Origin of the sequence: Streptomyces sp. NPDC001339 (assembly GCF_042895955.1) — a bacterium.
Classification (GTDB): Bacteria; Actinomycetota; Actinomycetes; order Streptomycetales; family Streptomycetaceae; genus Streptomyces.
In genome coordinates this window covers 128,377-150,709 of record NZ_JBIAWT010000006.1, presented here as the reverse complement: position 1 = coordinate 150,709, position 22,333 = coordinate 128,377, and the positions used below count along the sequence as shown (strand labels likewise).

The 22,333-nt window shown below is 72.2% G+C and carries 21 protein-coding genes and 1 pseudogene; 10 read left to right on the top strand and 12 right to left on the bottom strand.

Features of this window, described 5'->3' with window-relative positions:
* Window positions 1-218: 218 nt before the first annotated feature.
* Window positions 219-920, bottom strand: coding sequence for a lysophospholipid acyltransferase family protein (locus tag ACFY12_RS18890; protein WP_390716940.1), 702 nt, complete (start codon window positions 918-920; stop codon window positions 219-221).
* A gap of 182 nt (window positions 921-1,102) precedes the next feature.
* Window positions 1,103-1,537: a DUF4395 domain-containing protein gene (locus tag ACFY12_RS18885; protein WP_390716939.1), complete on the bottom strand. Its 435-nt coding sequence runs from the start codon at window positions 1,535-1,537 to the stop codon at window positions 1,103-1,105.
* Window positions 1,538-1,673: 136 nt separating this feature from the next.
* On the opposite strand from ACFY12_RS18885, the gene ACFY12_RS18880 reads away from it, so the two are divergent.
* The 4 genes from ACFY12_RS18880 (at window position 1,674) to ACFY12_RS18865 (ending at window position 4,800) form a co-directional block, all read left to right on the top strand.
* Window positions 1,674-2,102, top strand: coding sequence for a TlpA family protein disulfide reductase (locus ACFY12_RS18880; RefSeq protein ID WP_390716938.1), 429 nt, complete (start codon window positions 1,674-1,676; stop codon window positions 2,100-2,102).
* A 129-nt stretch (window positions 2,103-2,231) separates the two neighbouring features.
* Complete coding sequence (locus tag ACFY12_RS18875) at window positions 2,232-2,738, top strand: flavin reductase family protein (RefSeq protein ID WP_390717313.1); 507 nt, start codon at window positions 2,232-2,234, stop codon at window positions 2,736-2,738.
* A gap of 213 nt (window positions 2,739-2,951) precedes the next feature.
* The gene (locus tag ACFY12_RS18870) at window positions 2,952-3,740 is read left to right on the top strand and encodes an electron transfer flavoprotein subunit beta/FixA family protein (protein WP_390716937.1); all 789 of its coding nucleotides are present in this window, start codon (window positions 2,952-2,954) and stop codon (window positions 3,738-3,740) included.
* 97 nt (window positions 3,741-3,837) lie between these two features.
* On the top strand, window positions 3,838-4,800 hold the full coding sequence (locus ACFY12_RS18865; RefSeq protein WP_390716936.1) for an electron transfer flavoprotein subunit alpha/FixB family protein: 963 nt from the start codon (window positions 3,838-3,840) through the stop codon (window positions 4,798-4,800).
* Window positions 4,801-4,891: 91 nt separating this feature from the next.
* Here the strand turns inward: ACFY12_RS18865 and ACFY12_RS18860 are convergent, their stop codons facing one another.
* Window positions 4,892-5,413 (bottom strand): DinB family protein, encoded by a 522-nt coding sequence (locus ACFY12_RS18860; protein ID WP_390716935.1) that lies wholly within the window; start codon window positions 5,411-5,413, stop codon window positions 4,892-4,894.
* A 159-nt stretch (window positions 5,414-5,572) separates the two neighbouring features.
* Here ACFY12_RS18860 and ACFY12_RS18855 point away from each other — a divergent pair, with 159 nt between their 5' ends.
* Window positions 5,573-6,853 carry a DUF6986 family protein gene (locus ACFY12_RS18855; RefSeq protein ID WP_390716934.1) on the top strand — a complete coding sequence of 427 codons (1,281 nt, stop codon included), beginning with the start codon at window positions 5,573-5,575 and terminating at the stop codon, window positions 6,851-6,853.
* 27 nt (window positions 6,854-6,880) lie between these two features.
* Here the strand turns inward: ACFY12_RS18855 and ACFY12_RS18850 are convergent, their stop codons facing one another.
* Entirely contained in the window at window positions 6,881-7,924 is a 1,044-nt protein-coding gene (locus tag ACFY12_RS18850; protein ID WP_390716933.1) for a LacI family DNA-binding transcriptional regulator, read from the bottom strand.
* A 141-nt stretch (window positions 7,925-8,065) separates the two neighbouring features.
* On the opposite strand from ACFY12_RS18850, the gene ACFY12_RS18845 reads away from it, so the two are divergent.
* Window positions 8,066-9,019: an ROK family protein gene (locus ACFY12_RS18845; protein WP_390716932.1), complete on the top strand. Its 954-nt coding sequence runs from the start codon at window positions 8,066-8,068 to the stop codon at window positions 9,017-9,019.
* A 275-nt stretch (window positions 9,020-9,294) separates the two neighbouring features.
* Window positions 9,295-11,250 carry a serine/threonine-protein kinase gene (locus tag ACFY12_RS18840; RefSeq protein WP_390717312.1) on the top strand — a complete coding sequence of 652 codons (1,956 nt, stop codon included), beginning with the start codon at window positions 9,295-9,297 and terminating at the stop codon, window positions 11,248-11,250.
* Between the two features lie 10 nt (window positions 11,251-11,260).
* On the opposite strand, the pseudogene ACFY12_RS18835 reads toward ACFY12_RS18840, so the two are convergent.
* A pseudogene (locus tag ACFY12_RS18835) lies at window positions 11,261-11,448 on the bottom strand (alpha-galactosidase); the annotation flags it as partial.
* A gap of 673 nt (window positions 11,449-12,121) precedes the next feature.
* Here ACFY12_RS18835 and ACFY12_RS18830 point away from each other — a divergent pair.
* Window positions 12,122-13,165 carry an NUDIX domain-containing protein gene (locus ACFY12_RS18830; protein ID WP_390716931.1) on the top strand — a complete coding sequence of 348 codons (1,044 nt, stop codon included), beginning with the start codon at window positions 12,122-12,124 and terminating at the stop codon, window positions 13,163-13,165.
* Window positions 13,166-13,641: 476 nt separating this feature from the next.
* On the opposite strand, the gene ACFY12_RS18825 is transcribed toward ACFY12_RS18830, so the two are convergent.
* Window positions 13,642-15,003 carry a dipeptidase gene (locus tag ACFY12_RS18825; RefSeq protein ID WP_390716930.1) on the bottom strand — a complete coding sequence of 454 codons (1,362 nt, stop codon included), beginning with the start codon at window positions 15,001-15,003 and terminating at the stop codon, window positions 13,642-13,644.
* Between the two features lie 305 nt (window positions 15,004-15,308).
* On the opposite strand from ACFY12_RS18825, the gene ACFY12_RS18820 reads away from it, so the two are divergent.
* On the top strand, window positions 15,309-16,514 hold the full coding sequence (locus ACFY12_RS18820; protein ID WP_390716929.1) for a geranylgeranyl reductase family protein: 1,206 nt from the start codon (window positions 15,309-15,311) through the stop codon (window positions 16,512-16,514).
* Between the two features lie 101 nt (window positions 16,515-16,615).
* Here the strand turns inward: ACFY12_RS18820 and ACFY12_RS18815 are convergent, their stop codons facing one another.
* Window positions 16,616-17,446 carry a maleylpyruvate isomerase family mycothiol-dependent enzyme gene (locus tag ACFY12_RS18815; RefSeq protein ID WP_390716928.1) on the bottom strand — a complete coding sequence of 277 codons (831 nt, stop codon included), beginning with the start codon at window positions 17,444-17,446 and terminating at the stop codon, window positions 16,616-16,618.
* A 156-nt stretch (window positions 17,447-17,602) separates the two neighbouring features.
* On the opposite strand from ACFY12_RS18815, the gene ACFY12_RS18810 reads away from it, so the two are divergent.
* Window positions 17,603-18,823 carry an ROK family protein gene (locus ACFY12_RS18810; RefSeq protein WP_390716927.1) on the top strand — a complete coding sequence of 407 codons (1,221 nt, stop codon included), beginning with the start codon at window positions 17,603-17,605 and terminating at the stop codon, window positions 18,821-18,823.
* 50 nt (window positions 18,824-18,873) lie between these two features.
* Here the strand turns inward: ACFY12_RS18810 and ACFY12_RS18805 are convergent, their stop codons facing one another.
* From ACFY12_RS18805 to ACFY12_RS18785, 5 genes are all read right to left on the bottom strand, one after another.
* Complete coding sequence (locus tag ACFY12_RS18805; RefSeq protein WP_390716926.1) at window positions 18,874-19,872, bottom strand: phosphotriesterase; 999 nt, start codon at window positions 19,870-19,872, stop codon at window positions 18,874-18,876.
* Window positions 19,866-20,453, bottom strand: a complete 588-nt coding sequence (locus ACFY12_RS18800) for a DUF4865 family protein (protein ID WP_390717311.1) — start codon at window positions 20,451-20,453, stop codon at window positions 19,866-19,868. The genes ACFY12_RS18805 and ACFY12_RS18800 overlap by 7 nt, the downstream gene beginning before the upstream one ends.
* A gap of 58 nt (window positions 20,454-20,511) precedes the next feature.
* The gene (locus tag ACFY12_RS18795) at window positions 20,512-21,162 is read right to left on the bottom strand and encodes a TetR/AcrR family transcriptional regulator (RefSeq protein WP_390716925.1); all 651 of its coding nucleotides are present in this window, start codon (window positions 21,160-21,162) and stop codon (window positions 20,512-20,514) included.
* Between the two features lie 64 nt (window positions 21,163-21,226).
* Window positions 21,227-21,739 carry an ATP-binding protein gene (locus tag ACFY12_RS18790; protein ID WP_390716924.1) on the bottom strand — a complete coding sequence of 171 codons (513 nt, stop codon included), beginning with the start codon at window positions 21,737-21,739 and terminating at the stop codon, window positions 21,227-21,229.
* A gap of 185 nt (window positions 21,740-21,924) precedes the next feature.
* On the bottom strand, window positions 21,925-22,212 hold the full coding sequence (locus tag ACFY12_RS18785) for a hypothetical protein (RefSeq protein WP_390716923.1): 288 nt from the start codon (window positions 22,210-22,212) through the stop codon (window positions 21,925-21,927).
* Window positions 22,213-22,333 lie beyond the last annotated feature (121 nt).

Sequence of the window (22,333 nt, the reverse complement as noted above, 5' to 3'; positions counted from 1 at the left end):
GTGTACGCAAGTGGTCCACTGCGGGCACGCAAGGGATCACGTACACCCCCACCGGTCTTCTTCCACCCACCCACGGGAGGGGGCGGACCGCAGAACGAAGTTCGGAGGGGCGCACCCGTGACGTATAGCCCCGCGCAGCGGCACCGCCCGCCGCCAGGCGCCACGGCGAGACGGAAGGTACGACGCCGCAGACAAAACCGTGGGGATAAGCCCAGCGGCTAGCTGACAGGCGCCGTGCCCCCAAGATGCGCCGGAATCCACCACGTGTCATCGGGCCCCTTGGGCCGTACCGGGTACGCGCGCTGAGCCGCCTCCAGCAGATCCTGCACACGGGACCGCAGGCGGTCGGTGATCTTCTCGGCCTGGTCCGCCGGATCGGCCTCGACCGGCGCGCCGACCCGGATGGTGATGGGGAAGTGGTTGCGCCCCAGATTGCGCTTGTGGCCCTTGGTCCACAGCCGCTGGGTGCCCCACAGCGCCATCGGCAGCAGCGGTACCCCCGCCTCCTGCGCGAGCCTCGCCGCACCCGACTTGAAGTGCTTCAGGGTGAACGACTCGGAGATCGTCGCCTCCGGGAAGACGCCGATGATCTCGCCCGAACGCAGCGCGGACAGCGCGTGCTTGTAGGCGTGCGTCCCCTGCGTACGGTCCACCGGGATGTGCTTCATGGCACGCATCAGCGGCCCCGACACCTTGTGCCGGAACACCGACTCCTTCGCCATGAAGCGCACCAGCCGCTTGGCGGGCCGCGCTGCCAGACCGGCGAAGATGAAGTCCAGGTAGCCGATGTGATTGCTCACCAGGACCGCCCCGCCACGGCTCGGGATGTGATCCGTCCCGGCGATGTCGAATTTCAGGTCGAGCGCCTTGAAGACGGTACGCGCGGCGCCGATCACGGGCGGGTAGACGAGCTCTGCCATTGTCCGGGGACCCCTTTTTCCATGCCTGGGGAGGGTTCTCCCGGCGGAAACCTACGCCGTCGTCACTGCGGCTTTGGGGAGATCGTCCCCCATCGAGGGCGCGGCGGCCAGCGTCGAGGGCGTCGGTGGCGGGAGATTCTCGTCACGTGAGGACCGGGCCGCCTTGTCACCCCGGGACCGGTTCAGCCGGCCGCCCTCCGCAGCAGAAGGTACATCTCGCATCCCAGGCAGTACCCGAAGGCGGCGTTGAGGAATGCCGCCGCGAGCGCACAGGCGGTCGCCGCGAGCCCCAGCCACAGGGGCCCGGCGACGTACCCCACGAGGCCCACCACCGCGAAGACGAGTCCGACGCCCTGGGCGAAGCGCGGCGGCGCGGTGTCCTCGACATCGGTCGGCGCGGACAGCCGCGGGCGCACCGCCACCCTGAAGATCCAGGCGTAGGGCGAGCGCTGGACCCCCGCCACCGCGCCCACGGCGAAGATCACCGCCTGGACGGCCAGCAGCGGGCCGCTCCCGCTGATGAGCACGGCTGCCAGTACGACGGTCGTCAGTGCTGCCCCGAACCTCGGGCCCCGCACGTCCACCACAGTCCTTTGGCCAGTCCTGTCGTCAGTCATGTCCCCACCCTCCCGCAGACCGGCCCGTCCGCGGGAGGGTGTACCACCCTCACGGAGGGGGAACCGGAAGTCCTTTCGATGCTTTCGGTCGCGCGAACCGGGAATCTTTCCGGGCCGGTGAACGCTGGACCCGGAGATGACTGGACTCTTGGTGTGCATCGCAGTGCTCGTGGTGGCGGGTGTCTTCGGCATGTGGCACCAACGCCGCAAGGGAAGGCTCACGGTGCGGAAGCGGGATATACGGGACGAGGCGCGGCGGCTGGGCGCGGCCGAGATCGGCGCGGAGCTGGGGGAGCGGGCCACCCTCCTGCAGTTCTCCAGCGCCTTCTGCCAGCCCTGCCGGGCCACCCGCCGCACGCTGGCCGAGGTCGCCGGCATGGTCGAGGGGGTGGCGCATGTCGAGATCGACGCGGAGGCCCGTCTCGGCCTCGTACGGGAGCTCAACATCCTGCGGACCCCCACGGTGCTCGTCCTCGACGCGGTCGGCCGGATCGTACGCCGCGCCTCGGGTCAGCCCCGTAAGGCCGATGTCATCGCGGCCCTCGGGGAAGCCGTCCGTGATTGATCTCCCAGATCCCGGCTCTCCCTTGACGCTGCGGGTCACGCATCGTCAGCCTGACGTGATGCGTCCAGGATTCCTTCAGAGGGGCAACGCCATCAGAGGGACAACTCCATGACGGCCTCGTCCGATTTCCTGACGGCCTCGCCCGGCCTCGGCGTGCCCCGCACCGCTTCCCCCGAACTCCTGCGCTCCGTCTTCCGCCGGCACGCCGCCGGCGTCGCGGTGATCACCGCCCACGGCTCCGGCCCGGTCGGTTTCACCGCCACCTCCCTGACCTCCGTCGCCGCCGAACCCCCGCTGCTCTCGTTCGGTATCGGCATCGGCTCGTCGAGCTGGCCGGTCGTCTCCGAGGCCGAGCACATAGGCGTCCACATACTCGGCGAGCACCAGCGGGAGCTGGCCACCGCCTTCGCGTGCAGCGGCGCCGACCGGTTCGGTCCCGCCACCTCCTGGCGGGCCGGCCCCGAGGGCGTGCCTCTCCTGGAAGGTGTCCTGGCCTGGATGGTGTGTCGGGTCGTGGCGCGGGTACCGGCCGGTGACCACCGGATCGTCCTCGCCCAGGCCGTCGTCGGCGACGCCACGGAACCCGGCCGTCCGCTCCTCTATCACCAGGGACGCTTCAACGCGCTGCGGGACTGAGAGGTTCCTGCGCGGCGCCCGCTTCACCCGTTCCGGGCCGTTGGCAAGGTCACATCTGGACGGCCTTGATTCGGGGCAGGAGACTGGATGTACTGGCGAGTAATATGGCGGTGGGCGTGGGGGATCCACATCCGACCGGGAGCCGCCCCAACAGGCGCCTATGCTGCCAGCACAAGGCAGTTCTGAAGAGACGAAGCAGGTAGGAGAGCCGGCGTGAGCTTGAGGATCGTTGTCTGTGTGAAGTACGTGCCCGACGCCACCGGCGACCGGCACTTCGCCGAGGACCTGACCGTCGACCGCGACGACGTGGACGGTCTGCTCTCGGAGCTCGACGAGTACGCCGTCGAGCAGGCCCTGCAGATCAAGGAAGCCGCCGACGGCGAAGCCGAGATCACGGTCCTGACCGTCGGTCCCGAGGACGCCAACGACGCACTGCGCAAGGCCCTGTCGATGGGCGCCGACAAGGGCGTCCACGTCGAGGACGACGACCTGCACGGCACCGATGCGCTCGGCACCTCGCTCGTGCTGGCCAAGGCCATCGAGAAGACCGGTTACGACCTGGTCGTCTGCGGTATGGCCTCCACCGACGGCTCGATGGGTGTGCTGCCCGCACTGCTCGCCGAGCGGCTGAACGTCCCTCAGGTCACCCTGCTCTCCGAGGTTTCGGTCGCCGACGGCAAGGTCACCGGCCGCCGGGACGGCGACACCGCCACCGAGCAACTGGAGGCCGCGCTGCCCGCCGTCGTGTCGGTCACCGACCAGTCGGGCGAGGCGCGTTACCCCTCTTTCAAGGGCATCATGGCCGCCAAGAAGAAGCCGGTCGAGTCGTACGACCTGGACGACCTGGAGATCGACGCGGACGAGGTCGGCCTCGACGGCGCCTGGACCAAGGTCGAGGACGCGGCCGAGCGCCCGGCCCGTACGGCGGGCACGATCGTCAAGGACGAGGGCGAAGGCGCCAAGCAGCTCGCCGAGTTCCTCGCGGGCCAGAAGTTCATCTAAGGCAGCCCCGACCCAAGGCAGCCTCGCGGGCCGGAAGTTCATCCACGGCCCGGCCTTCTCCCCACCGCCCTCATTCTTCCCGCAGGAGTGTCACCCCATGGCTGAAGTCCTTGTCTACGTCGACCACGTGGACGGCGCCGTCCGCAAGCCCACCCTCGAACTGCTCACCCTGGCCCGCCGCATCGGCGACCCGGTAGCCGTCCACCTCGGTGCGAACGCCGAGGGCGCCGCCAAGGTCCTCGCCGAGCACGGCGCCGTCAAGGTGCTCGCCGCCGACGCGCCCGAGTTCTCCGACTACCTCGTCGCCCCCAAGGTCGACGCGCTGCAGGCCGCGTACGACGCGGTCTCCCCGGCCGCCGTGCTGCTGCCGTCCTCCGCCGAGGGCAAGGAGATCGGCGCCCGCCTCGCGGTCCGCATCGGCTCCGGCATCATCACCGACGCCGTCGACCTGGAGGCCGGCGACGAGGGTCCGGTGGCCACGCAGTCCGTCTTCGCGGCGTCGTTCACCACCAAGTCCCGTGTCACCAAGGGCACCCCGGTCATCACCGTCAAGCCCAACTCGGCCGCCCCGGAGGCCGCGCCGGCCGCCGGCACGGTCGAGCAGCTCGCGGTGACCGTCGCCGACTCCTCCAAGGGCACCAAGATCGTCTCGCGCACCCCCCGCGAGTCGACCGGCCGCCCGGAGCTGACCGAGGCCGCGATCGTGGTCTCCGGTGGCCGCGGCGTCAACGGCGCCGAGAACTTCCCGGTCATCGAGGCCCTCGCCGACTCGCTCGGCGCGGCCGTCGGCGCCTCGCGCGCCGCGGTGGACGCCGGCTGGTACCCGCACACCAGCCAGGTCGGCCAGACCGGTAAGTCGGTTTCGCCGCAGCTGTACATCGCGGCGGGCATCTCCGGTGCGATCCAGCACCGCGCCGGTATGCAGACCTCGAAGACCATCGTCGCCATCAACAAGGACGCCGAGGCACCGATCTTCGAGCTGGTCGACTACGGCGTGGTCGGCGACCTCTTCGACGTCGTCCCGGCTCTGACCGAAGAGGTCAAGTCCCGCAAGGGCTGAGCCCGTTGGGCTCCACCGCGGAGCCCCGTCGGCCGTCTCCCGAGGCCCCGCGCGCGCACCACGCACGGGGCCTCTCGGCGTGCCCGGCGCCCTAGTCCCCCGTTGCGCCGTCGATCCGCTCGCGCAGCAGGTCGGCGTGGCCGTTGTGCCGCGCGTACTCCTCGATCATGTGGACGTAGATCCAGCGCAGATTCAGCTCCTTGCCGCTGCGCTCGTGGCGGAAGGTCTCGTCCAGGCCGCGTCCCTCGACCGCGGCATCGGCCGCCGCGATCTCGGCGCGCAGAGTCGCGAAGTCGGACTCCGCGCCCGCCGCCTCGGCGTCGTCGAAGTCGGCGTCGATGTTCCGTGCGAGGTCATAGAGGTCGTCGAGCTCTTCCGCGGCGAAGCGCTCGCGGAACCAGCTGCGCTCGACCAGCGCCATATGGCGCACCAGCCCGAGCAGCGTGAGGGTGGAGGGCGGAGCGCTGCGCTGGACGAGCTGCTCCGCGGTGAGGCCGGCGCACTTGGCGAGCAGCGTCTCGCGGTGCCAGTCGAGCCAGCCCTGGAGCATGTCCCGTTCGCCGGTCGCGGCCGGGATGTCGCTACGAGTGATCTGGGGTGCTGTCCATGTCATGCGGGTGAGTCTGACCTGGGCGGCAGTCATGCGCCATGGGGTTTTCGCCGTACGGGAGCGGGCGGGTGTTGACCTCGCCGAATGTGCACAGATAACTTCGCTGCACGGATTGCCGATTCCGCTGAGCGGAAAGAGCGACGACCTCCGGGAGGGTGTCGAATGGGGCAGCAGGAGACCGCGGCGACGAGTCTCGCGCACACCGTACGCGAGGAAATCGGCGCCGCTCTCGCCGCGGTGGACGCCGACCTGGCGCGGCGCTACCCGGGCGATCCCGGCACCCGCCAGCCCGTCCACACCGTCTATGTCCCCGGCGACGACTTCGCCGCCGGCACCCTCCGCTCCTGGGGCGAGCGGGCCCTGGCCGCCCTAGACGAGCACGCCCCCGACGCCGGTACGTTCGCCGCCGTCCTCGGCATCCCCGGCGATCTCGCCGAGGACGTCCACGCACGCGTACGCGCCAAGCTGCAACGCGAGCCCATCGAGGACCTGCGGATCGACTTCGAGGACGGCTACGGCCTCCGCCCGGACGCCGAGGAGGACGCGCACGCCGCCCGCGCCGCCGCGCTCGTCGCCGCGGCCTTCGAGGACGGCACGGCCGCCCCGTACATGGGCATCCGGATGAAGTGCATGGAGGCCGCCGTCCGCGACCGCGGCATCCGCACCCTGGACATCTTCCTCACCGGCCTCATGAATGCCGGCGGACTGCCCGACGGCCTGGTCCTCACGCTCCCCAAGGTCACCTACGCCGAGCAGGTCACCGCCATGGTCCGGCTGCTGGAGGCCTTCGAGAAGGCGCGCGGCCTGGCGCCCGGCCGGATCGGCTTCGAGATCCAGATCGAGACCACCCAGTCGATCCTGGGCGCCGACGGCCGCGCCACCGTCGCCCGCATGATCGAGGCCGCCGAGGGCCGCGCCACCTCCCTGCACTACGGCACCTTCGACTACAGCGCCTCCTGCGGCGTCAGCGCCGCCCACCAGTCCCTCGAGCACCCGGTGGCCGATCACGCCAAGGCCGTGATGCAGGTGGCCGCCGCGGGCACGGGCGTCCGGCTGTCCGACGGCTCGACGAACGTCCTGCCCGTCGGCTCCACCGCTCAGGTCCACGACGCCTGGCGGCTGCACCACGGCCTGGTGCGCCGCTCTCTGGCCCGCGCCTACTACCAGGGCTGGGACATGCACCCCGGCCACCTGCCCACCCGCTACGCCGCGGTCTACACCTTCTACCGCGAGGGCCTGGAGCAGGCCGCGGCCCGGCTCGCGGCGTATGTGACCAGGACCGGCGGCGATGTCATGGACGAACCCGCCACGGCCAAGGCCCTGTCCGGCTATCTGCTGCGCGGCCTGGACTGCGGCGCCGTGGACCTCGCCGAGGTCGCCCGGCGGACCGGTCTGACCCGCACCGACCTGGACGCGCTCGCGCGTCCGCAGCATCTGGCCTAGGCCCTGCCCTGCCCCGTCAGCGGCGCCCTAGGATCCGGGGGCCGGAGGGATCTCCCCGGATCCCCGTGCGATCAGACGCGTAGGGATCTCCACGCTGCGCGGCGGCTCGGCGGCGCCGTCGAGGCGGCGGAAGAGCAGTCCGGCGGCGGTGCGGCCCATACGGGCCGGGTCCTGGGCGACGACCGTGATCGCGGGCCGGACGAGATCGGCCAGTTCGAAGTCGTCGAAGCCGACGAGCGCGACCGGTCGCGGGTGTGCGCCGAGTACGCGGACGGCGGTCACGGTGACGCGGTTGTTGCCCGCGAAGAGCGCGGTGACCGGCTCGGGGGCGTCCAGCATCGCGGAGGCGGCGGCGCGTACGCGGTCCGGGTCGGTGGCGCCCAGCGAGATCCAGGAGCCGTCAACGGGCAGACCGGCGGCGGCCATTGCGGTGCGATAGCCGCGCAGCCGTTCTTGCGCCGTGTGGATCCTCGACTGGTCACCGATGAAGCCGATCCGGCGGTGGCCGTGCGCGATGAGATGGGCCACCGCGTCCCGCGCGCCGCCGAAGTTGTCGGAGAGCACGGCATCGGCGTCGATCCGGCCGGCCGGGCGGTCCACGAACACGGTCGCCATCCCGGCCGCGATCTCCGGTTCGAGGTACCGGTGGTCGTCGCCGGCCGGAATGACCACCAGGCCGTCCACCCGGCGCGCGCAGAGCGCGAGCACCAACTCCTGTTCGCGGGCCGGGTCCTCGGCGCTGGAGCCGTTGATCAGCAGGGCGCCGTGGCTGCGGGCGACCTCCTCGACGGCGCGGCTGAGCGGGCCGTAGAAGGGGTCCGCGAGATCCTCCAGCACGAGGCCGATGCTGGCCGTACGGCCCTTGCGCAGGATCCGGGCGGAATCGTTGCGGCGGAAACCCAGGGCCGTGATCGCTTCCTGGACGCGCCGTTCGGTGTCCGGGGTGACACCCGCTTCGCCGTTGACCACGCGCGAGACCGTCTTGAGGCCGACCCCGGCGCGCGCCGCGACATCCTTCATCGTGGGCCGGGTGCCATAGCGGCGGGAGGTGCCCCGCGCGGTGTCGGTCACGGTGTGCGGTCCCGTTTCTCTCGGCATCGGGGTGTGGCGTCGAGCATAGCCTCTAGACAACGTTGTCAATCGGGGGAAGACTGACGTCCTCACGCCGGCCGCCACCCCCGGCCCCCGGGCCCACCAGGAGATGTCACACCGATGCAGACGGACCTCACCGCGGCGTTGGATATCGGCGGTACCAAGATCGCCGGTGCTCTGGTGGACGCTGACGGCGGACTGATCGCCCGGGTTGCCCGACCCACGCCCGCCGACAGGGACGGGGCGACGGTGATGCGCGCGGTGGCCGAGGTGCTCAGGGAGCTGACAGCGGGGCCGGAGTGGGCGCGGGTGACGGCGGTCGGTATCGGCAGTGCGGGCCCGGTGAACGCCAGGGCCGGCACGGTCAGCCCGGTCAACATCCCTGGCTGGCGCGACTTCCCGCTGGTCGCCGGGGTGCGGGCGCTGGTCGGGGGGCGCCCGGTGGTGCTGGTGGGAGACGGTGTCGCGATGACCGCGGCCGAGCACTGGCAGGGCGCCGCGCGCGGGCATGCCAACGCGCTGTGCATGGTGGTCTCCACGGGCGTGGGTGGTGGGCTCGTTCTCAACGGGCGGCTGCACCCCGGTCCCACGGGCAACGCCGGGCACATCGGCCACATCAGCGTCGACCTGGACGGTGACCTCTGCCCGTGCGGGGCCCGCGGCTGCGTCGAACGGATCGCCAGTGGCCCCAACATCGCCCGCCGGGCGCTGGCCGACGGCTGGCTGCCGGGCCCCGACGGGGACACCAGCGCCGTGGCCGTCGCCGCCTCCGCGCGTGCCGGAGACCCGGTCGCCCTACGCTCCTTCGAGCGAGCCGCCCAGGCGCTGGCCGCCGGTATCGCCGCCACCGCCACGCTCGTCGAGATCGATATCGCGGTGATCGGCGGCGGGGTCGCGGGCGCGGGCGATGTCCTCTTCGCCCCGTTGCGTTCGGCGCTGCGCGACTATGCGACGCTGTCCTTCGTCTCGGACCTGACGGTCGTACCCGCCCAAATGGGCACGGACGCCGGAGTGGTGGGTGCCGCGGCCGCCGCACAACAGTCCCGTCTCGATGCCGTGGTGCCCGCACCCTGACGCCACCACGGGCCCCTGCGCGCCCCGTAGTCTGGTGTCGGCCGCGCCCCACGCCCGACGGCTGTCGCGCACCGACATCTACGCGACAGTCGGCGTACCGCGGCACGGCACCACGTAACACAGCACGGCGGAACGCGACATACCGGCAGGGATACCGGCATCGAGGGGGAACGGCGACGGTGACATCGGGGGAGCACGAGGAGCACGGGGCGGAAGAGGCCGGTGGCGTGAGCGGGCCGGAGCGTGACGAGGTGCCCGAGCGTGACGAGGTGCCCGTGGCCGCCGCCGCGAGTGGGCCCCGGCGCGGTACCGACGCCGATCTGACCGGCCGGGTGCTGGGCGGCCGGTACCGGGTGACCGCGCGGATCGGGCGCGGCGGCATGGGCGTGGTCTGCCGCGCCGTCGACGAGGTGCTGGGCCGTGAGGTCGCGGTGAAGGTCCTGCGGGCCTACACCGACGCCTCCGCCCCCGAACTGGCCGATCTGCGTACCCGGATGAAGCGCGAGGCGCGGGCCGCCGCACGGATCCGGCACTCCGGCGTGGTCACCGTCCATGACGTCCTCGAGGAGGACGGCCGGCCGGTCATCGTCATGGAGCTCGTGGACGGGCCGTCGCTGGACGACGCCCTCGCGGAGGGCGACCTCGGCCCCCGGGAGATCGCCTGGATCGGTGCCCAGGTGATGGACGCGCTGCACGCCGCCCATCAGGTCGGCGTACTGCACCGCGATGTGAAGCCGGGCAACATCCTGCTCGACGGATGGGGGCACCGCCCGGACCGTTCAGGCCCCGGGGGAGGGCGCGTGGTGCTCACCGACTTCGGTATCGCCAGCATCGAGGCCCCGGGCGACGGCGCGACCACCCACCTCACCCGCAGCGGCGAACTGGTCGGCTCGCTCGACTACTTGCCGCCCGAACGCGCCCAGGGTCAGGACCCCAGCCCGGCCTCGGACATCTGGTCGCTGGGCATGACGCTGTACGCGGCGGTCGAGGGCGGCGAAGCGCCGTTCCGCCGTACGTCGGTGTGGTCGACGCTCACCGCGATCGTCACCGAGCCGCTGCCCGAGCCCCGGCGGGCCGGCCCGCTCACGCCCGTGCTGCACGCCCTGATGGCCAAGAACCCGGCCGACCGGCCGTCCGCCGCGGCGGCCCGGAGCCTGCTGCAGGCGGTGGCCGAGGGGCGTGAGCCCAGCCCGATGCCGTCGCCCGGCGCACCGCATCTGCCCACGGCGACCGATCTACGGGCGGTCCCCGCGCCGCCGACTCCGCCCCAGCCGTTCGGCCCCCGGCCCGTTTCCGCGCCAACCGCTGCCGCTGCCTCCACACCGCCCCCTGCCTCCACGCCACCCCCTGCCTCCGTACCGACTCCGGCCACACCGACTCCGGCCACCGCGCTGCCCTCCGCCACCGCGTCGCACCCCGATCCGGCGTCGCGGCCCGCCCGGAGGCGTCGTCGGGTGGTGCCGGCGGTCGCCGCGGTGCTCGCCGTGCTCGCGGTCGGCGGCGGTGTGACGTACGCGCTGGTCGGAGGTGGCCCCGGCGATACCGCCGCGAACAGCGGACGAGAGTCGGGCACGTCGCCGGCGACATCCGGTGGCCCGGAGACGGCGAACTCGGCCACCGGTAACGACGATGCCAAGGACAAGGACAAGGACAAGGACAAGGGCACGGGCAAAGGCGGCAGCGAGGACAAGGGGGATGGCGCGGCGGGGCAGGCCGGCGGACGGAGCACCTCGCCATCCCCTTCGGGCCCGCCCTCGGACGGCGGGGCGTCCGAGGCCCCCAAGCCCGGTGGCGCGGGCGGGAGTTCCGGCGACGGCAGCGGCGGCGGTACGGGTGGCAGCGGCGGCGGCAGCGGCTCCGGGGGTGCGGACGGCGGTGGGTCCGGCGGCTCCGGGGGCTCCGGGGACGGCACCGCCACCGGTGGCAGCGGCGGCGACCCGACCCCGTCGACCTCGTGTGTGGCCATCGGCGGCGGCAAGACCAACTGCGATGTGTGGCGCACCACGAACTCGTACACCCAGTCCTTCCAACAGGTCGGCACCCTCAACATGGGCACCAACTACTTCTTCTGCCAGGCGAAGCTGGGCCGCCGTGAGACGTATGGGAAGTGGACCAATGTCTGGTGGGCCAAGACCGATGACGACAGCGGGAACACGGGGGTCTATGTGAGCGTTGTCTATCTCAAGGGCGGGGCGAACGACCAGCCCGTTCCCGGCCTGCCCGTCTGCTGACCGCTGCGGCGTCACCGATGTCCCCGGTGGTGCGCCGCAGATGTCCTACGTCCGGTGACCACTCCCGGGGCTCGTTCTCGCCCCATGCGCGGATGCTGTGGACGACGGGCCGCCGTCGGCCTTCGGGGCATCCCGCGCGGTGCGGTACCGCTGCTCGGTGTCCACCCCTTGGTTATCGCAGTTGCCGTACATGAGGTGACCCAGCAGCCGAACGCGGCGGGTGGGGGCGGTCAGCCTCTCGTCACGGTCCGCCCGCAGTTCTGGCCGACGGACCGCCACGGCCTATTGCGGTTCATGACCGTCTCATGACCGTCGGGTTTGTCGCCCGGCTAATTCGCCCCCGATTCTCTCCTGGGACCAGGCAGGAATGAACAGCGGCTCGGCTTCTGCTTTTCGTCCCACCGGCCGTCATACGCACCCTGGATGTCCGGTCCTCCGGCGCGATATTCCTCCGGGACCTGCCCTTCCCACCCCTGCGGCGGCATTTTCCCGCCGGTCCGGCACCGGGCGCGAACAAGGGATGACGAGCGCGTGGGGCGGCGACCGTAGACCGCGCGATGAGCCGCGGTCATATGCGGATTCCCGCACGCCAACGCGGGTACAAGCACCGGGTATGCGGGTGAGGGTTTCGGTACGGGAGGGGTGGGGGAGCGCTTGTTTGCCGGGGACTTCGCGGCGGGGGATGCGAGACCGGCCTCCTCCTCGCGATGCATTTCACGACCGGCGCGGCCATGGGCGCGGGAAGCCTCCCTGGCCGGGCCGGTGATCGAATGCGCAACGTTCCCGGTCATGCGCGCGGCCCGTGGTCCCGAGCGTTTCCGTGGCAGGGTGTTGCGGGCAACTCACCTGGGTCTAGGGAAGAGGGGAAACCGTGATCGTCTGGCTGAACGGCACGTTCGGTGCGGGCAAGACCAGTGCGGCTCATGAATTGCTCGACCTGCTTCCCGGAAGCACGCTCTACGACCCTGAACTCCTCGGCACCGGCCTGCGGTTGATGTTACCGGCCAAGCGACTGGAGGAGGTCGACGACTTTCAGGACCTGCCGTCCTGGCGGCGGATGGTCGTGGACACCGCCGCGGCGCTGCTCACTGAGGTGCCCGGTCCCCTGGTGACGCCGATGACGCTGCTGCGCCAGGAGTACCGCGATGAGATCTTCGGCTCCCTCGCCGCCCGCCGGATACCTGTACGCCACGTTCTGCTGCATGCGGAGGAAACGATCCTTCGGCAGCGTATAGCGCACCGTGCGGAGCAGTCCGGGGATCCCGAGGCCCACGCGGCCGATCGCCGCTGGAGCCTGGAACACCTGGGCCCGTACGCCGAGGCGCTGGCGTGGCTCCAGGGCGATGCGCATGTCGTCGACACCACGCGGCTGACCCCCCGGCAGACCGCCGAGCGGGTCGCCGACGCCATCCGGACCGGCGCCGGTGCCTGCGACATCGTGCAGACGCCCGAGCCGACCGCCGAGACGCTCGCCGCCGGTGTCCTGCTCTTCGACGACCAGGACCGGGTGCTGCTCGTCGACCCCACCTACAAGGCCGGCTGGGAATTCCCCGGCGGCATCGTCGAACGCGGTGAGGCCCCCGCCCACGCGGGCGTACGGGAGGTCGCCGAGGAACTCGGGATCGAGCTGCCGCACGCGCCCCGGCTGCTGGTACTGGACTGGGAGGCACCCAACCCCCCGGGCTTCGGCGGCCTGCGGCTGCTCTACGACGGCGGCACCCTGACCGACGACCGGATCAGCAAGCTGCTCCTGCCCGGCTCCGAACTGCGCGACTGGCGCTTCGTCACGGAGGCCGAGGCCGCACAGCTGCTGCCCCCGGTCCGCTGGAACCGCCTACGGTGGGCCCTGCGGGCCCGTGAGCGGGGGTGTCCGTTGCATCTGGAGGCGGGCGTTCCGTCCGCTGCGCTTGGCTAATCGCTGCGCTTGGCTTGCTTCCCACGTTTTTGGCTTTCCCGCCGTACCTTCCGTTTCGCCGTTGCGCCCGTCGCGGCGCCCCGTTTGTTCTTGGCTGTCCCGCCGTTTCGCCTGGCGGCGGGCTGTTGCCGCTGCGCGGGGCTGTACGTCACGGGTGCGCCCCTCCGGACTGGCGTCCTGCGGTGCGCCCCCTCCCGTGGGTGGGTGGAAGAAGACCGGTGGGGGTGTGTGTAGCCGATCGTCTGCGGGCAGTGGACCACTCACGCACGCCCCCACTCACCGTTTTTCCTCCCACTCCCGGGAGGGGCCGCTCCGCAGGACGAAGTCCGGAGGAGCGGACCCGCGCCCGAACAACCCACGCCCGCCGCAGGCGCCACGGCGAAACCGGAAGGTACGGCGGGACGGCCGACAACGTGGGGATCAAGCCAAGCGCAGCGAAACGTGGGGATCAAGCCGAGCGCAGCGAAACGTGGGGATCAAGCCGAGCGCAGCGAATAGTTCTGGAGGAAGATCGATTCGGCCAGTGACAGGCGTTCCAGCTCCCGCGGTGAGACGCTCTCGTTGACCGCGTGGATCTGCGCCTCCGGCTCGCTGAGGCCGATCAGGAGGATCTCCGCGTCCGGGTAGAGCCGGGCCAGCGTGTTGCACAGCGGGATCGAGCCGCCCATACCGGCCGTCTGCATCTCCTCGCCGTCGTACGCCTCCTGGAGCGCCGCCGCCATCGCCGCATAGGCCGGGCTGCTGGTGTCCGCGCGGAACGGCTGGCCCTGGCCGACCTGCTCGACCGTGACCCGCGCACCCCACGGAGCGGCGTTCTCCAGGTGCGCGGCGAGCAGCTTCGTCGCCGCCGCCGCGTCGGTGCCCGGCGGCACCCGCAGGCTCACCAGCGCCCGCGCACCGGCCTGTACGGACGGTGTGGCGCCGATCACCGGCGGGCAGTCGATGCCGATGACGGTGACCGCCGGCCGGGCCCAGACGCGGTCCGCCACCGAGCCGTTGCCGATCAGCCCGACACCGTCCAGGACTCGGGCGTCCTTCCGGAAGTCCTCCTCCGGGTACTGCAGGCCCTCCCAGGTGGCGTCCGCGGTCAGCCCGTTCACCGTCGTCGAACCGTCCTCGGCGCGCAGCGAGTCGAGGATCCGGATCAGCGCCGCCAGTGCGTCCGGGGCCGCGCCGCCGAACTGGCCGGAGTGCAGATTGCCCTCGAGGGTGTCCACCTGGACCCGCACCAGCGTCATCCCGCGCAGTGTCGAGGTCACCGTCGGCAGTCCGGCCCGGAAGTTGCCGGTGTCGCCGATGACGATCGTGTCGGCCGTCAGCAGCTCCGGGTGCGCTTCGGCGTACCGCTCCAGGCCGCCGGTGCCCTGCTCCTCCGAACCCTCCACGATCATCTTGACGTTGACCGGTATGCCGCCGTGCTCCTTCAGGGCGCGCAGCGCCGTCAGGTGCATGATCAGGCCGCCCTTGCAGTCCGCGGCGCCGCGGCCGTACCAGCGGCCGTCGCGCTCGGTCAGCTCGAACGGCGGGGAGTCCCAGGCCGCCTCGTCCAGGGGCGGCTGCACGTCGTAGTGCGCGTACAGCAGCACCGTCGGGGCACCGGCCGGGCCGGGCAGGAAGCCGTACACCGACTGCGTGCCGTCCGGCGTGTCCAGCAGGGCCACGTCCTGGAAGCCGTCCGCACGCAGGGCGTCGACGATCCAGCGGGCGGCCGCCTCACACTCGCTCCTGGGGAACTGGGCCGGGTCGGCCACCGACTTGAAGGCCACCAGCTCGGCCAGCTCGGTCCTGGCGCGGGGCTGCAGCGCGGCGACGGTGCGCGCGAGCGGGCTGTCAGACATGGAACGCTCCTTGTGGGCGCGGCGTTGTGACGGTACGGCCGTCCTGCCTCGTGAGCCGGACGGCCGGACGGAGGGCGTGGCTCCCGGGCAGGGCCCCGGGCGCGGCTTCCGGAACGAGTTCCTGGACCGGGCTCGCGGACCGGGCTCCCGTACCGGGACTCCCGGCAGGGCCGGATCAGGGGCCACCTCGACGGATATCCGTGTCCCCCGATCCTCCGAATCTTCCCACAGGCCGTCCGCGCGGCGGCGGCCCGTAGGATGCGGGCGGTACGCCAAGCCGGTCTCGAACGGGAGCAGAAGCACAGGTGAGCAGCGAGCGGGCAACGGAGGACAACCAGCGGGTGTGGGACGTCGTGGTGGTGGGCGCGGGGCCGGCGGGCGCTTCGGCCGCACATGCCGCGGCCTGTACGGGGCGTCGGGTACTGCTGCTGGAGAAGGCGGAGCTGCCCCGCTACAAAACCTGTGGCGGCGGCATCATCGGCCCGTCGCGGGACGCGCTGCCACCCGGTTTCGAGCTGCCGCTGCGCGACCGGGTGCACGCCGTGACGTTCTCGTTGAACGGACGGCTCACCCGTACCCGCCGCTCCAAGAACATGCTCTTCGGGCTGATCAACCGCCCTGAGTTCGACGCCCGGCTGGTCGAGTCGGCCCAGGACGCGGGGGCCACGGTCCGTACCGGCGTCACGGTCTCCAGGGTGGAGCAGCACGGCGCCGAGGTCCCCGACCGGCGCACGGTCGCGGTCGTCCTGGGCGACGGCGAGGTGGTGCTGGCCCGCGCCGTGGTGGGCGCGGACGGCAGCGCGGGCCGCATAGGGGCACACGTCGGCGTCAAGCTCGACCAGGTCGACCTCGGGCTGGAGGCGGAGATTCCGGTGCCGCAGCCGGTCGCCGAGGACTGGGCGGGCCGGGTGCTCATCGACTGGGGCCCGATCCCCGGCAGCTACGGCTGGGTCTTCCCCAAGGGGGACACCCTCACCGTCGGCGTCATCTCGGCGCGCGGCGAGGGCGCGGCGACCAAGCGCTACCTGCAGGACTTCATCGGTCGGCTGGGCCTGGCCGGATTCGAGCCGAGCGTCTCGTCCGGGCATCTGACGCGCTGCCGTGCCGATGATTCGCCGCTGTCCCGTGGCCGGGTGCTGGTGTGCGGCGACGCCGCCGGACTGCTGGAGCCCTGGACGCGGGAGGGCATCTCCTTCGCGCTGCGTTCCGGGCGGCTGGCCGGGGAGTCGGCGGTCCGTGTTGCGGAGGCACACGACGCGGTGGACGCCCGCCGTCAGGCCCTCCATTACGCCTCCGCCATCAAGGCCGGCCTCGGTGTGGAGATGGGCGTGGGTCGCCGGATGCTCAAGGTGTTCTCCCGCCGCCCCGCGCTGATGCACGCCGCGGTGACGACCCTCCGTCCGGCTTGGCAGGCCTTCGCGAAGATCACCCGCGGTACGACCACGCTCGCGGAGATCACGCGCACCAACTCCCTGGCCCGGCGGGCACTGGAGACACTGGACCGGGCCTGAACCCGGTGGCCGCACCGGCCCTGACCTGCCCGGGGCCGGTGCCGGGCTCGGATACTTGCCCTGACCTCCGCGCTGCGCCCGCCGCGTCGGGGCGCCGGTGCCTACACGCCCCCGTGCTCTTGCCATAGCTGGGCCAGTGTCGCGTCGCCGGTGATCTTGAGCGCGTCCCAGGGGAGGCGGTTCCACAGGGTGAGGTAGAGCTGCTCGGCCGGGCCTTCGAAGGTGCAGTCGACTGGCTTTCCGGCTTCCGACGCGGAAGCGTTGCTGCCAGTGCCAGTGCCAGTGCCAGTGCCAGTGCCAGTGCCAGTGCCAGTGCCAGTGCCAGTGCCGGGCGGGGGAGTGCGGATCGCGCGCGGCGGGGCGGTGGAGAGGTGGACGGTCCACTCCGCGCCGGGGACGTCCGTTGCGCGGACCTGGAGCGTCCGGGGGACGTTCGTGCGCAGACCGCTGCGGTCGAGATGGTGAATGCCCGTCAGGAGTTCGTCCACGCCGTCGGCGGCGAAGGCGGAGGGGAGTGGGGTGAGGGAGGCGCCGGCCGCCTGCTGGGCGTCCGCGCGGTGCACCGAGGTTTCGTGTGCCTGTCGGCGTGCCCAGAAGGTCAGCGGGGACGAGCTGGGCCAGAACGACCAGGCCCGCAGGTTCCGCGGGGCGGAGTGCAGCGCCAGGACGAGGTGGTGGTGGCCTTCGCGGAGCCAGCCGACCAGTTCCTCGTCGGCGAGATCGGGCGCCTCGGCGGGGCGGCTGGGCTGCTGTGCCCCCTGCGTCACGATCTCCGCCGCCCAGCGGTGGACCCGCCCGATATGGCGGACCAGATCGCGCATCCGCCACTCCGGACAGGCCGGAACAGGGGCGTCCGGCCCCGCCTCCTCGGCGGCGTCGGCGAGCAGGCCTCCGTCGAGGCGCAGTGTTTCGATGAACTCGGTGATCTCCATGCCGCCGAGTGTGCCAGCCGCCACTGACAATCGCCTTTGCGGGCACTGCCGTTGGCCGTCGTACCGCCCCGTGCGCGGTGCGGCCCTCCGGTGGTGTCGCCCCGTAATGCGGCCCATGTGTTTTGTTCAGTGGCGACACAAAGTCAGAATAGAGGGGTGACCCAGACTCGGACCACCAGGCTGGAGCGAGGCCGCAGCGCCCTCGGTCCCGCACTGGAACTCGTACACACCGGACGCGCGCCCACCCGCGCCGTCCTGACCACCGAACTCGGCGTGACCCGTGCGACCGCAGGCGCGGTGGCCGCCGAGCTCGCATCCCTCGGCCTGATCACCGTCGACTCCCGGCCCACCGCCTCGGCCGGCTCCCAGGGGCGCCCCTCCCACCGGCTGTCCGTCGACGCGAACGGGCCCGTGGTGCTCGCCGCGCAGATCCACGCCGACGGGTTCCGGGTCGCGCTGGTCGGTCTCGGGGGCCGCATCGTCGCCACGAGGAGCGGTTGCGAACCCACCCCCGCCGACCCGGCCCACGCCCTCGCCGACGTGGTCGCGGCCGGATCGGACCTGTTGCGCGAGACCGGACGGCGCTGCCTGGGTGCCGGGCTCGCGGTGCCCTCCGCGGTCGCCGAGCCCGACGGGGAGGCCCTCAACCCGCTGCACCTCGCCTGGCCTTCGGGCGCTCCCGTACGCGCCCTCTTCCTGCGCGCACTCGCCGATGCCGGCATCCCGGGCGTCACCGAGGCGATCGGTTTCACCGGCAACGATGTCAACCTCATGGCGCTCGCCGAACATCGGCACGGCGCCGGCCGGGGCGCCCGCGACCTGCTCTGCGTGGCCTCCGGCCACCGGGGCGTCGGCGGGGCGCTGGTGCTCGACGGCAGGCTGCACAGCGGTAGTTCCGGCCTGGCGCTGGAGGTCGGCCATCTGACCGTCCACCCCGAGGGCGCGCCCTGCCACTGCGGCAGCCGCGGCTGTCTCGACGTCGAGGCCGACCCGTTGGCGTTCCTCGTCGCAGCCGGGCGCGCACCGGGCCCCGAGGGCTCGCTGCTCCAGCAGGCCGCCGATCTGCTCCGTAACGAGTACGCCGACCCGGGCGTCCGTTCCGCGGCCGATCTGCTCATCGACCGCCTCGGCCTCGGCATCGCCGGACTCGTCAACATCCTCAACCCCGACCGGATCATCCTCGGCGGGCTGCACCGCGCCCTGCTGGAGGCCGATCCGGAGCGGCTGCGCGCGGTGGTCGCCGACCGCAGCCTGTGGGGGCGCAGTGGCGGTGTGCCCATACTGCCGTGCAGCCTCGACCACAACAGTCTGGTGGGCGCCGGGGAGCTGGCCTGGCAGCCGGTGCTGGACGATCCGTTGGTGGTGCTGGAGCAGTAGCAGTAGCAGTAGTCCGTCGAGGCGGCTGTCGGCTGCGGAGGGGGTCCCGGTTACGGAGAGGCCTCCGGCTGGGGGGAGGCGCCCGGCTGTGGAGAGGTCTCCGGCCACGCGGCGGCGAACGCCCTTGCCGGATTGGTGGTCAGAAACCGCGTCACCAGCTCGGCGCCCAGGGCGCGTTCGAGCCGCTGCCGGTGGCCACGCAGCAGATGGGGCATTCCGGGGCCGCCGTTGACCGGCCGGGCGTCGGCCGTCGTGGTGTCCCCGCCGAGCAGGATCCGGTCCCCGAAGCCCGCGTCGGCGAGCGAGGTCAGCGCGTCGGGCAGCCGCCAGTCGGTCGCGTGGTGTGCCCGGGAGGGGCCGTCGAAGGCCAGATAGGCGCCTGCCTCGGCGGCCGCCTGGTGCACCACCGGATCCGGCGCGCGGTTGAGGTGGCCCAGGATCACCCGGTCCGGCGGTACCGCCAACTCCCCGCAGAGCAGGTCGAGTACGTCCAGGGCGCCGGTCCCCAGCTCCAGGTGGACGCCGATGGCCGCACCGGTCGCCCGCTGGGCCTCGGCGGCCGCGGCCATCGTGTACCGGGCGTGCCGGTCCAGGCCGTGGAACCCTCCGGCGACCTTGATCATCCCGGCTCGGGGGCCGGTGCCGCCGATCCCCTCGGTCAGCTCGGCGACGAACAGCGCGGCTGGATCCGGACGGAGGCGGTCCAGCGCCTCCGGCGCGTAGTGCACTGCCTGGTGCAGCCCGGTGGCGGCGACGATCCGTACTCCCGACTCCCTTGCCAGCCGAGGGAGTTCGGCGGCGCCCCGCCCCATGCCGTACGGCGTCCACTGGACGACGGCGGCACCGCCGGCCGCGCGGAAGGCGGCCAGCTCGGCTGCCGCGGCCGTGGGGTCGGCCAGCTCCTGGCCGGGCAGCAGGGGGCTGCGCAGGAAGAGGTGGTCGTGCGCGTCGCAGACACCGAGGGCGGCCGGGGGGATGTCGCCCAGGACCGTACGGACGGTGGCTGCGGCGGGGCCGGCGCGCCCGCCTGCGGAGGCCGCCGTCAGCACTGCTGTTCCGCGGCCGGCCGCCCCGCACCGGGGGCGGACAGATGCAGCACCTGGAAGCGGTCGCCCGCGGACCGTGGCGCGGCGCCGTCCGCCCAGAGCGTGAAGTGGACCAGTTCCCAGTGCCGGGGGTCGATGCCCAGCGCGGTGGTGTGCACCCCGTCCGCCGCGGCCAGCTCTTCGTGCGTGACCACCGCGTCCGCGACCGCGGCGGCCACGTCGGCGCCCTCGGGAAGCGTCTCGGTCCGCCGGGTGAAGGTACCGGGAAGCGCCCCGGCGGCCGGTCCGGACCGGTGGTACAGCCCCTGCCAGTGCTGTACCACCGGCCGCCCGAAGTCACGGACCAGGCCGCGGAATCCGTCTCCGAGGAGGAAGCGGCTCATGGCCTCCGGATCGGCCCACAGGTAGAACGGCGCGTACTGATTGACGGGTGAGCCATCGGTCCCGCGCTCGCGGATTCCGTACGCCTTGAGGCCGAGCCCCTCGAAGTCGTCCAGGAGGTGGCCCCTGGACTTCACGCGGTGCCGGATGATCCGCATGTCGTAGTCGGCGGGCAGGGTGATGGCGTACTGCATGGCGTGCATGGGCATGGGGGCTCCGTACGTGAGGGCGGGGAGGAGTGGGGGAGGGGGACCGTGACGGTCAGTCGGCGGTGGCGGTGGCGGTGGGGCGGGCTGCGGTCGACTGGGCGGAGAGCAGGGCCAGTACGCCCTGGATGGCTGCGTCGAAGGGACCCGGGGCATCGGCCGCACGGGCCAGCACATAGCCGCCCTGGACCACGGCCGCGACGGTCGCGGCGGTCGCCGCCGGATCCAGCTCCGGGGACAGCTCGCCGCGCCGCTGTCCCTCGGTGAGGACGTCGGCGATCCGCCCCCTCAGCCAGCCGAACATCTCGTCCAGCGGCGCGCGCAGTGCGGCGCTCCGCACCACGTCGCGGTCCTGCGTCATCCGCCCGATGGGGCAGCCGCGCAACGCCTCTCGTTCGCGCAGCAGATAGGCCGCGACTCGGTCGTACGCCGTACCGGGCGTCGTCAGGCACGTCTCGGCGGCCGCCGTCATCTCCTCGGCGGTGCGCCGGATCGCCGCCAGCGCGAGGTCGGGCTTGCCTGAGAAGTGGTGGTACATGCTGCCCTGGCCTACGCCCGCGCGCTCCAGGATCGCCTTGGGGCTGGTGCCGACATAGCCCCGCTCCCACAGGAGTTCCTGGGTGCTCCGCACCAGCCGTTCGCGTGTGCCGAGCTGTTCCGGCATGGCGAGTTGTTCCGGTCCGCCGGGCTTCTCCTCGGTGCTCATGACCCCACTGTACATACCAGTAGTTACAGTGATCAAGGAGCGGTCGCGTCAGTCGCTCGCCGCGTCAGTCGCTCGCCACGCCGGTCGCCGCCGCGCCGGTCGCCGCGACGGCGGCCGGACGGGCGCTCTCCCGCGGTAGCGGATCTCCGTCCGCACGGACCGCGCGGACTTCCCCGGGGGTGGGGGTCAGGGCCGGGAGGGTGAACCACACGGCCTTGCCGTTGCTCTCCGGGCGCACCCCCCAGCTCTGACTGAGCGCCGCGATCAACGCCAGGCCGCGGCCGCAGGTCTCCCAGTCGCCGGCGGTCCGCAGGTGTGGCAGTCGCGGGTCCTCGTCGTGTACCGAGACCGTCAATTGGCCGAGGAGCGCGTAGAGTTCGACGGTGCAGTACTTGCTGGGGCGGGCGTGCCGGTGGACATTGGCCAGGAGTTCGGTCACACCCAGCGCGGCGGGGTCCACCAGGGCGTCGAGGTGCCAGTGCCGCAGTTGCGCCGAGACGATTCTTCGCACATGCCCGATGCGCGCCGGGACGGCTTGGAGCTTCACCGTGCAGTGCCTGCTGGGCTGCCTGATCACGACCACGACTCCCTGCTGAGGCCGGGCGCCCCTCCGTGCCGGCAGGGGCGAAGATCGGATCCAGCGATGCCGACGCGCCGACTACACCGCAGTGTCACCGCTGGTGAACCCTCAGTGATACGAGTCCAGGGTCAGTCAGGCGGTGTGCTCCCGCAACTGCAAACAGCCCGGTCGTGGCGGGCGGTTCAGGGGTGCTGTGGACGCGCCGCCTCAACGGCCTTGAGGAAGAGTTCCGGGGCGCCGAGGGTGAGCGAATAGCGGTGCCCGTTGAGCGTGGCCAGTGCCCGGTCCCGCGCCGCGAACAGCGGCCGGTGGGCCTGTACGGCCTGGACCGGGGCGCTGTCGATCTCCGTGCCGTAGCTGGTCAGCAGGGCCACCCGGCCGTCCCTGATGACGACCTGCCCGGCGCGGGTCAGTGACCGCAGCCAGCGCTCGATCCGTACGCCGGTCGCGTTGAACTCCGGCTCCGCCATGGCCGGTACCTCCTCGGTGAGACGGGCAGCTGCCCTCCACCGCCCCGTGGGGGACTCCGTCGCCCCTTGCCGGACTCCACGCCCCCGTGCGGGACTCCGCCGCCCCTTGGGAGAAGTGTGC

Excerpts from the sequence above, each read along its gene's own strand:
- ACFY12_RS18890 (WP_390716940.1), bottom strand. The coding sequence starts at position 920 with ATGGCAGAGCTCGTCTACCCGCCCGTGATCGGCGCCGCGCGTACCGTC.
- ACFY12_RS18885 (WP_390716939.1), bottom strand. The coding sequence starts at position 1,537 with ATGACTGACGACAGGACTGGCCAAAGGACTGTGGTGGACGTGCGGGGC.
- ACFY12_RS18880 (WP_390716938.1), top strand. The coding sequence starts at position 1,674 with ATGACTGGACTCTTGGTGTGCATCGCAGTGCTCGTGGTGGCGGGTGTC.
- ACFY12_RS18865 (WP_390716936.1), top strand. The coding sequence starts at position 3,838 with ATGGCTGAAGTCCTTGTCTACGTCGACCACGTGGACGGCGCCGTCCGC.
- ACFY12_RS18860 (WP_390716935.1), bottom strand. The coding sequence starts at position 5,413 with ATGACATGGACAGCACCCCAGATCACTCGTAGCGACATCCCGGCCGCG.
- ACFY12_RS18855 (WP_390716934.1), top strand. The coding sequence starts at position 5,573 with ATGGGGCAGCAGGAGACCGCGGCGACGAGTCTCGCGCACACCGTACGC.
- ACFY12_RS18845 (WP_390716932.1), top strand. The coding sequence starts at position 8,066 with ATGCAGACGGACCTCACCGCGGCGTTGGATATCGGCGGTACCAAGATC.
- ACFY12_RS18825 (WP_390716930.1), bottom strand. The coding sequence starts at position 15,003 with ATGTCTGACAGCCCGCTCGCGCGCACCGTCGCCGCGCTGCAGCCCCGC.
- ACFY12_RS18815 (WP_390716928.1), bottom strand. The coding sequence starts at position 17,446 with ATGGAGATCACCGAGTTCATCGAAACACTGCGCCTCGACGGAGGCCTG.
- ACFY12_RS18800 (WP_390717311.1), bottom strand. The coding sequence starts at position 20,453 with ATGCACGCCATGCAGTACGCCATCACCCTGCCCGCCGACTACGACATG.
- ACFY12_RS18795 (WP_390716925.1), bottom strand. The coding sequence starts at position 21,162 with ATGAGCACCGAGGAGAAGCCCGGCGGACCGGAACAACTCGCCATGCCG.
- ACFY12_RS18785 (WP_390716923.1), bottom strand. The coding sequence starts at position 22,212 with ATGGCGGAGCCGGAGTTCAACGCGACCGGCGTACGGATCGAGCGCTGG.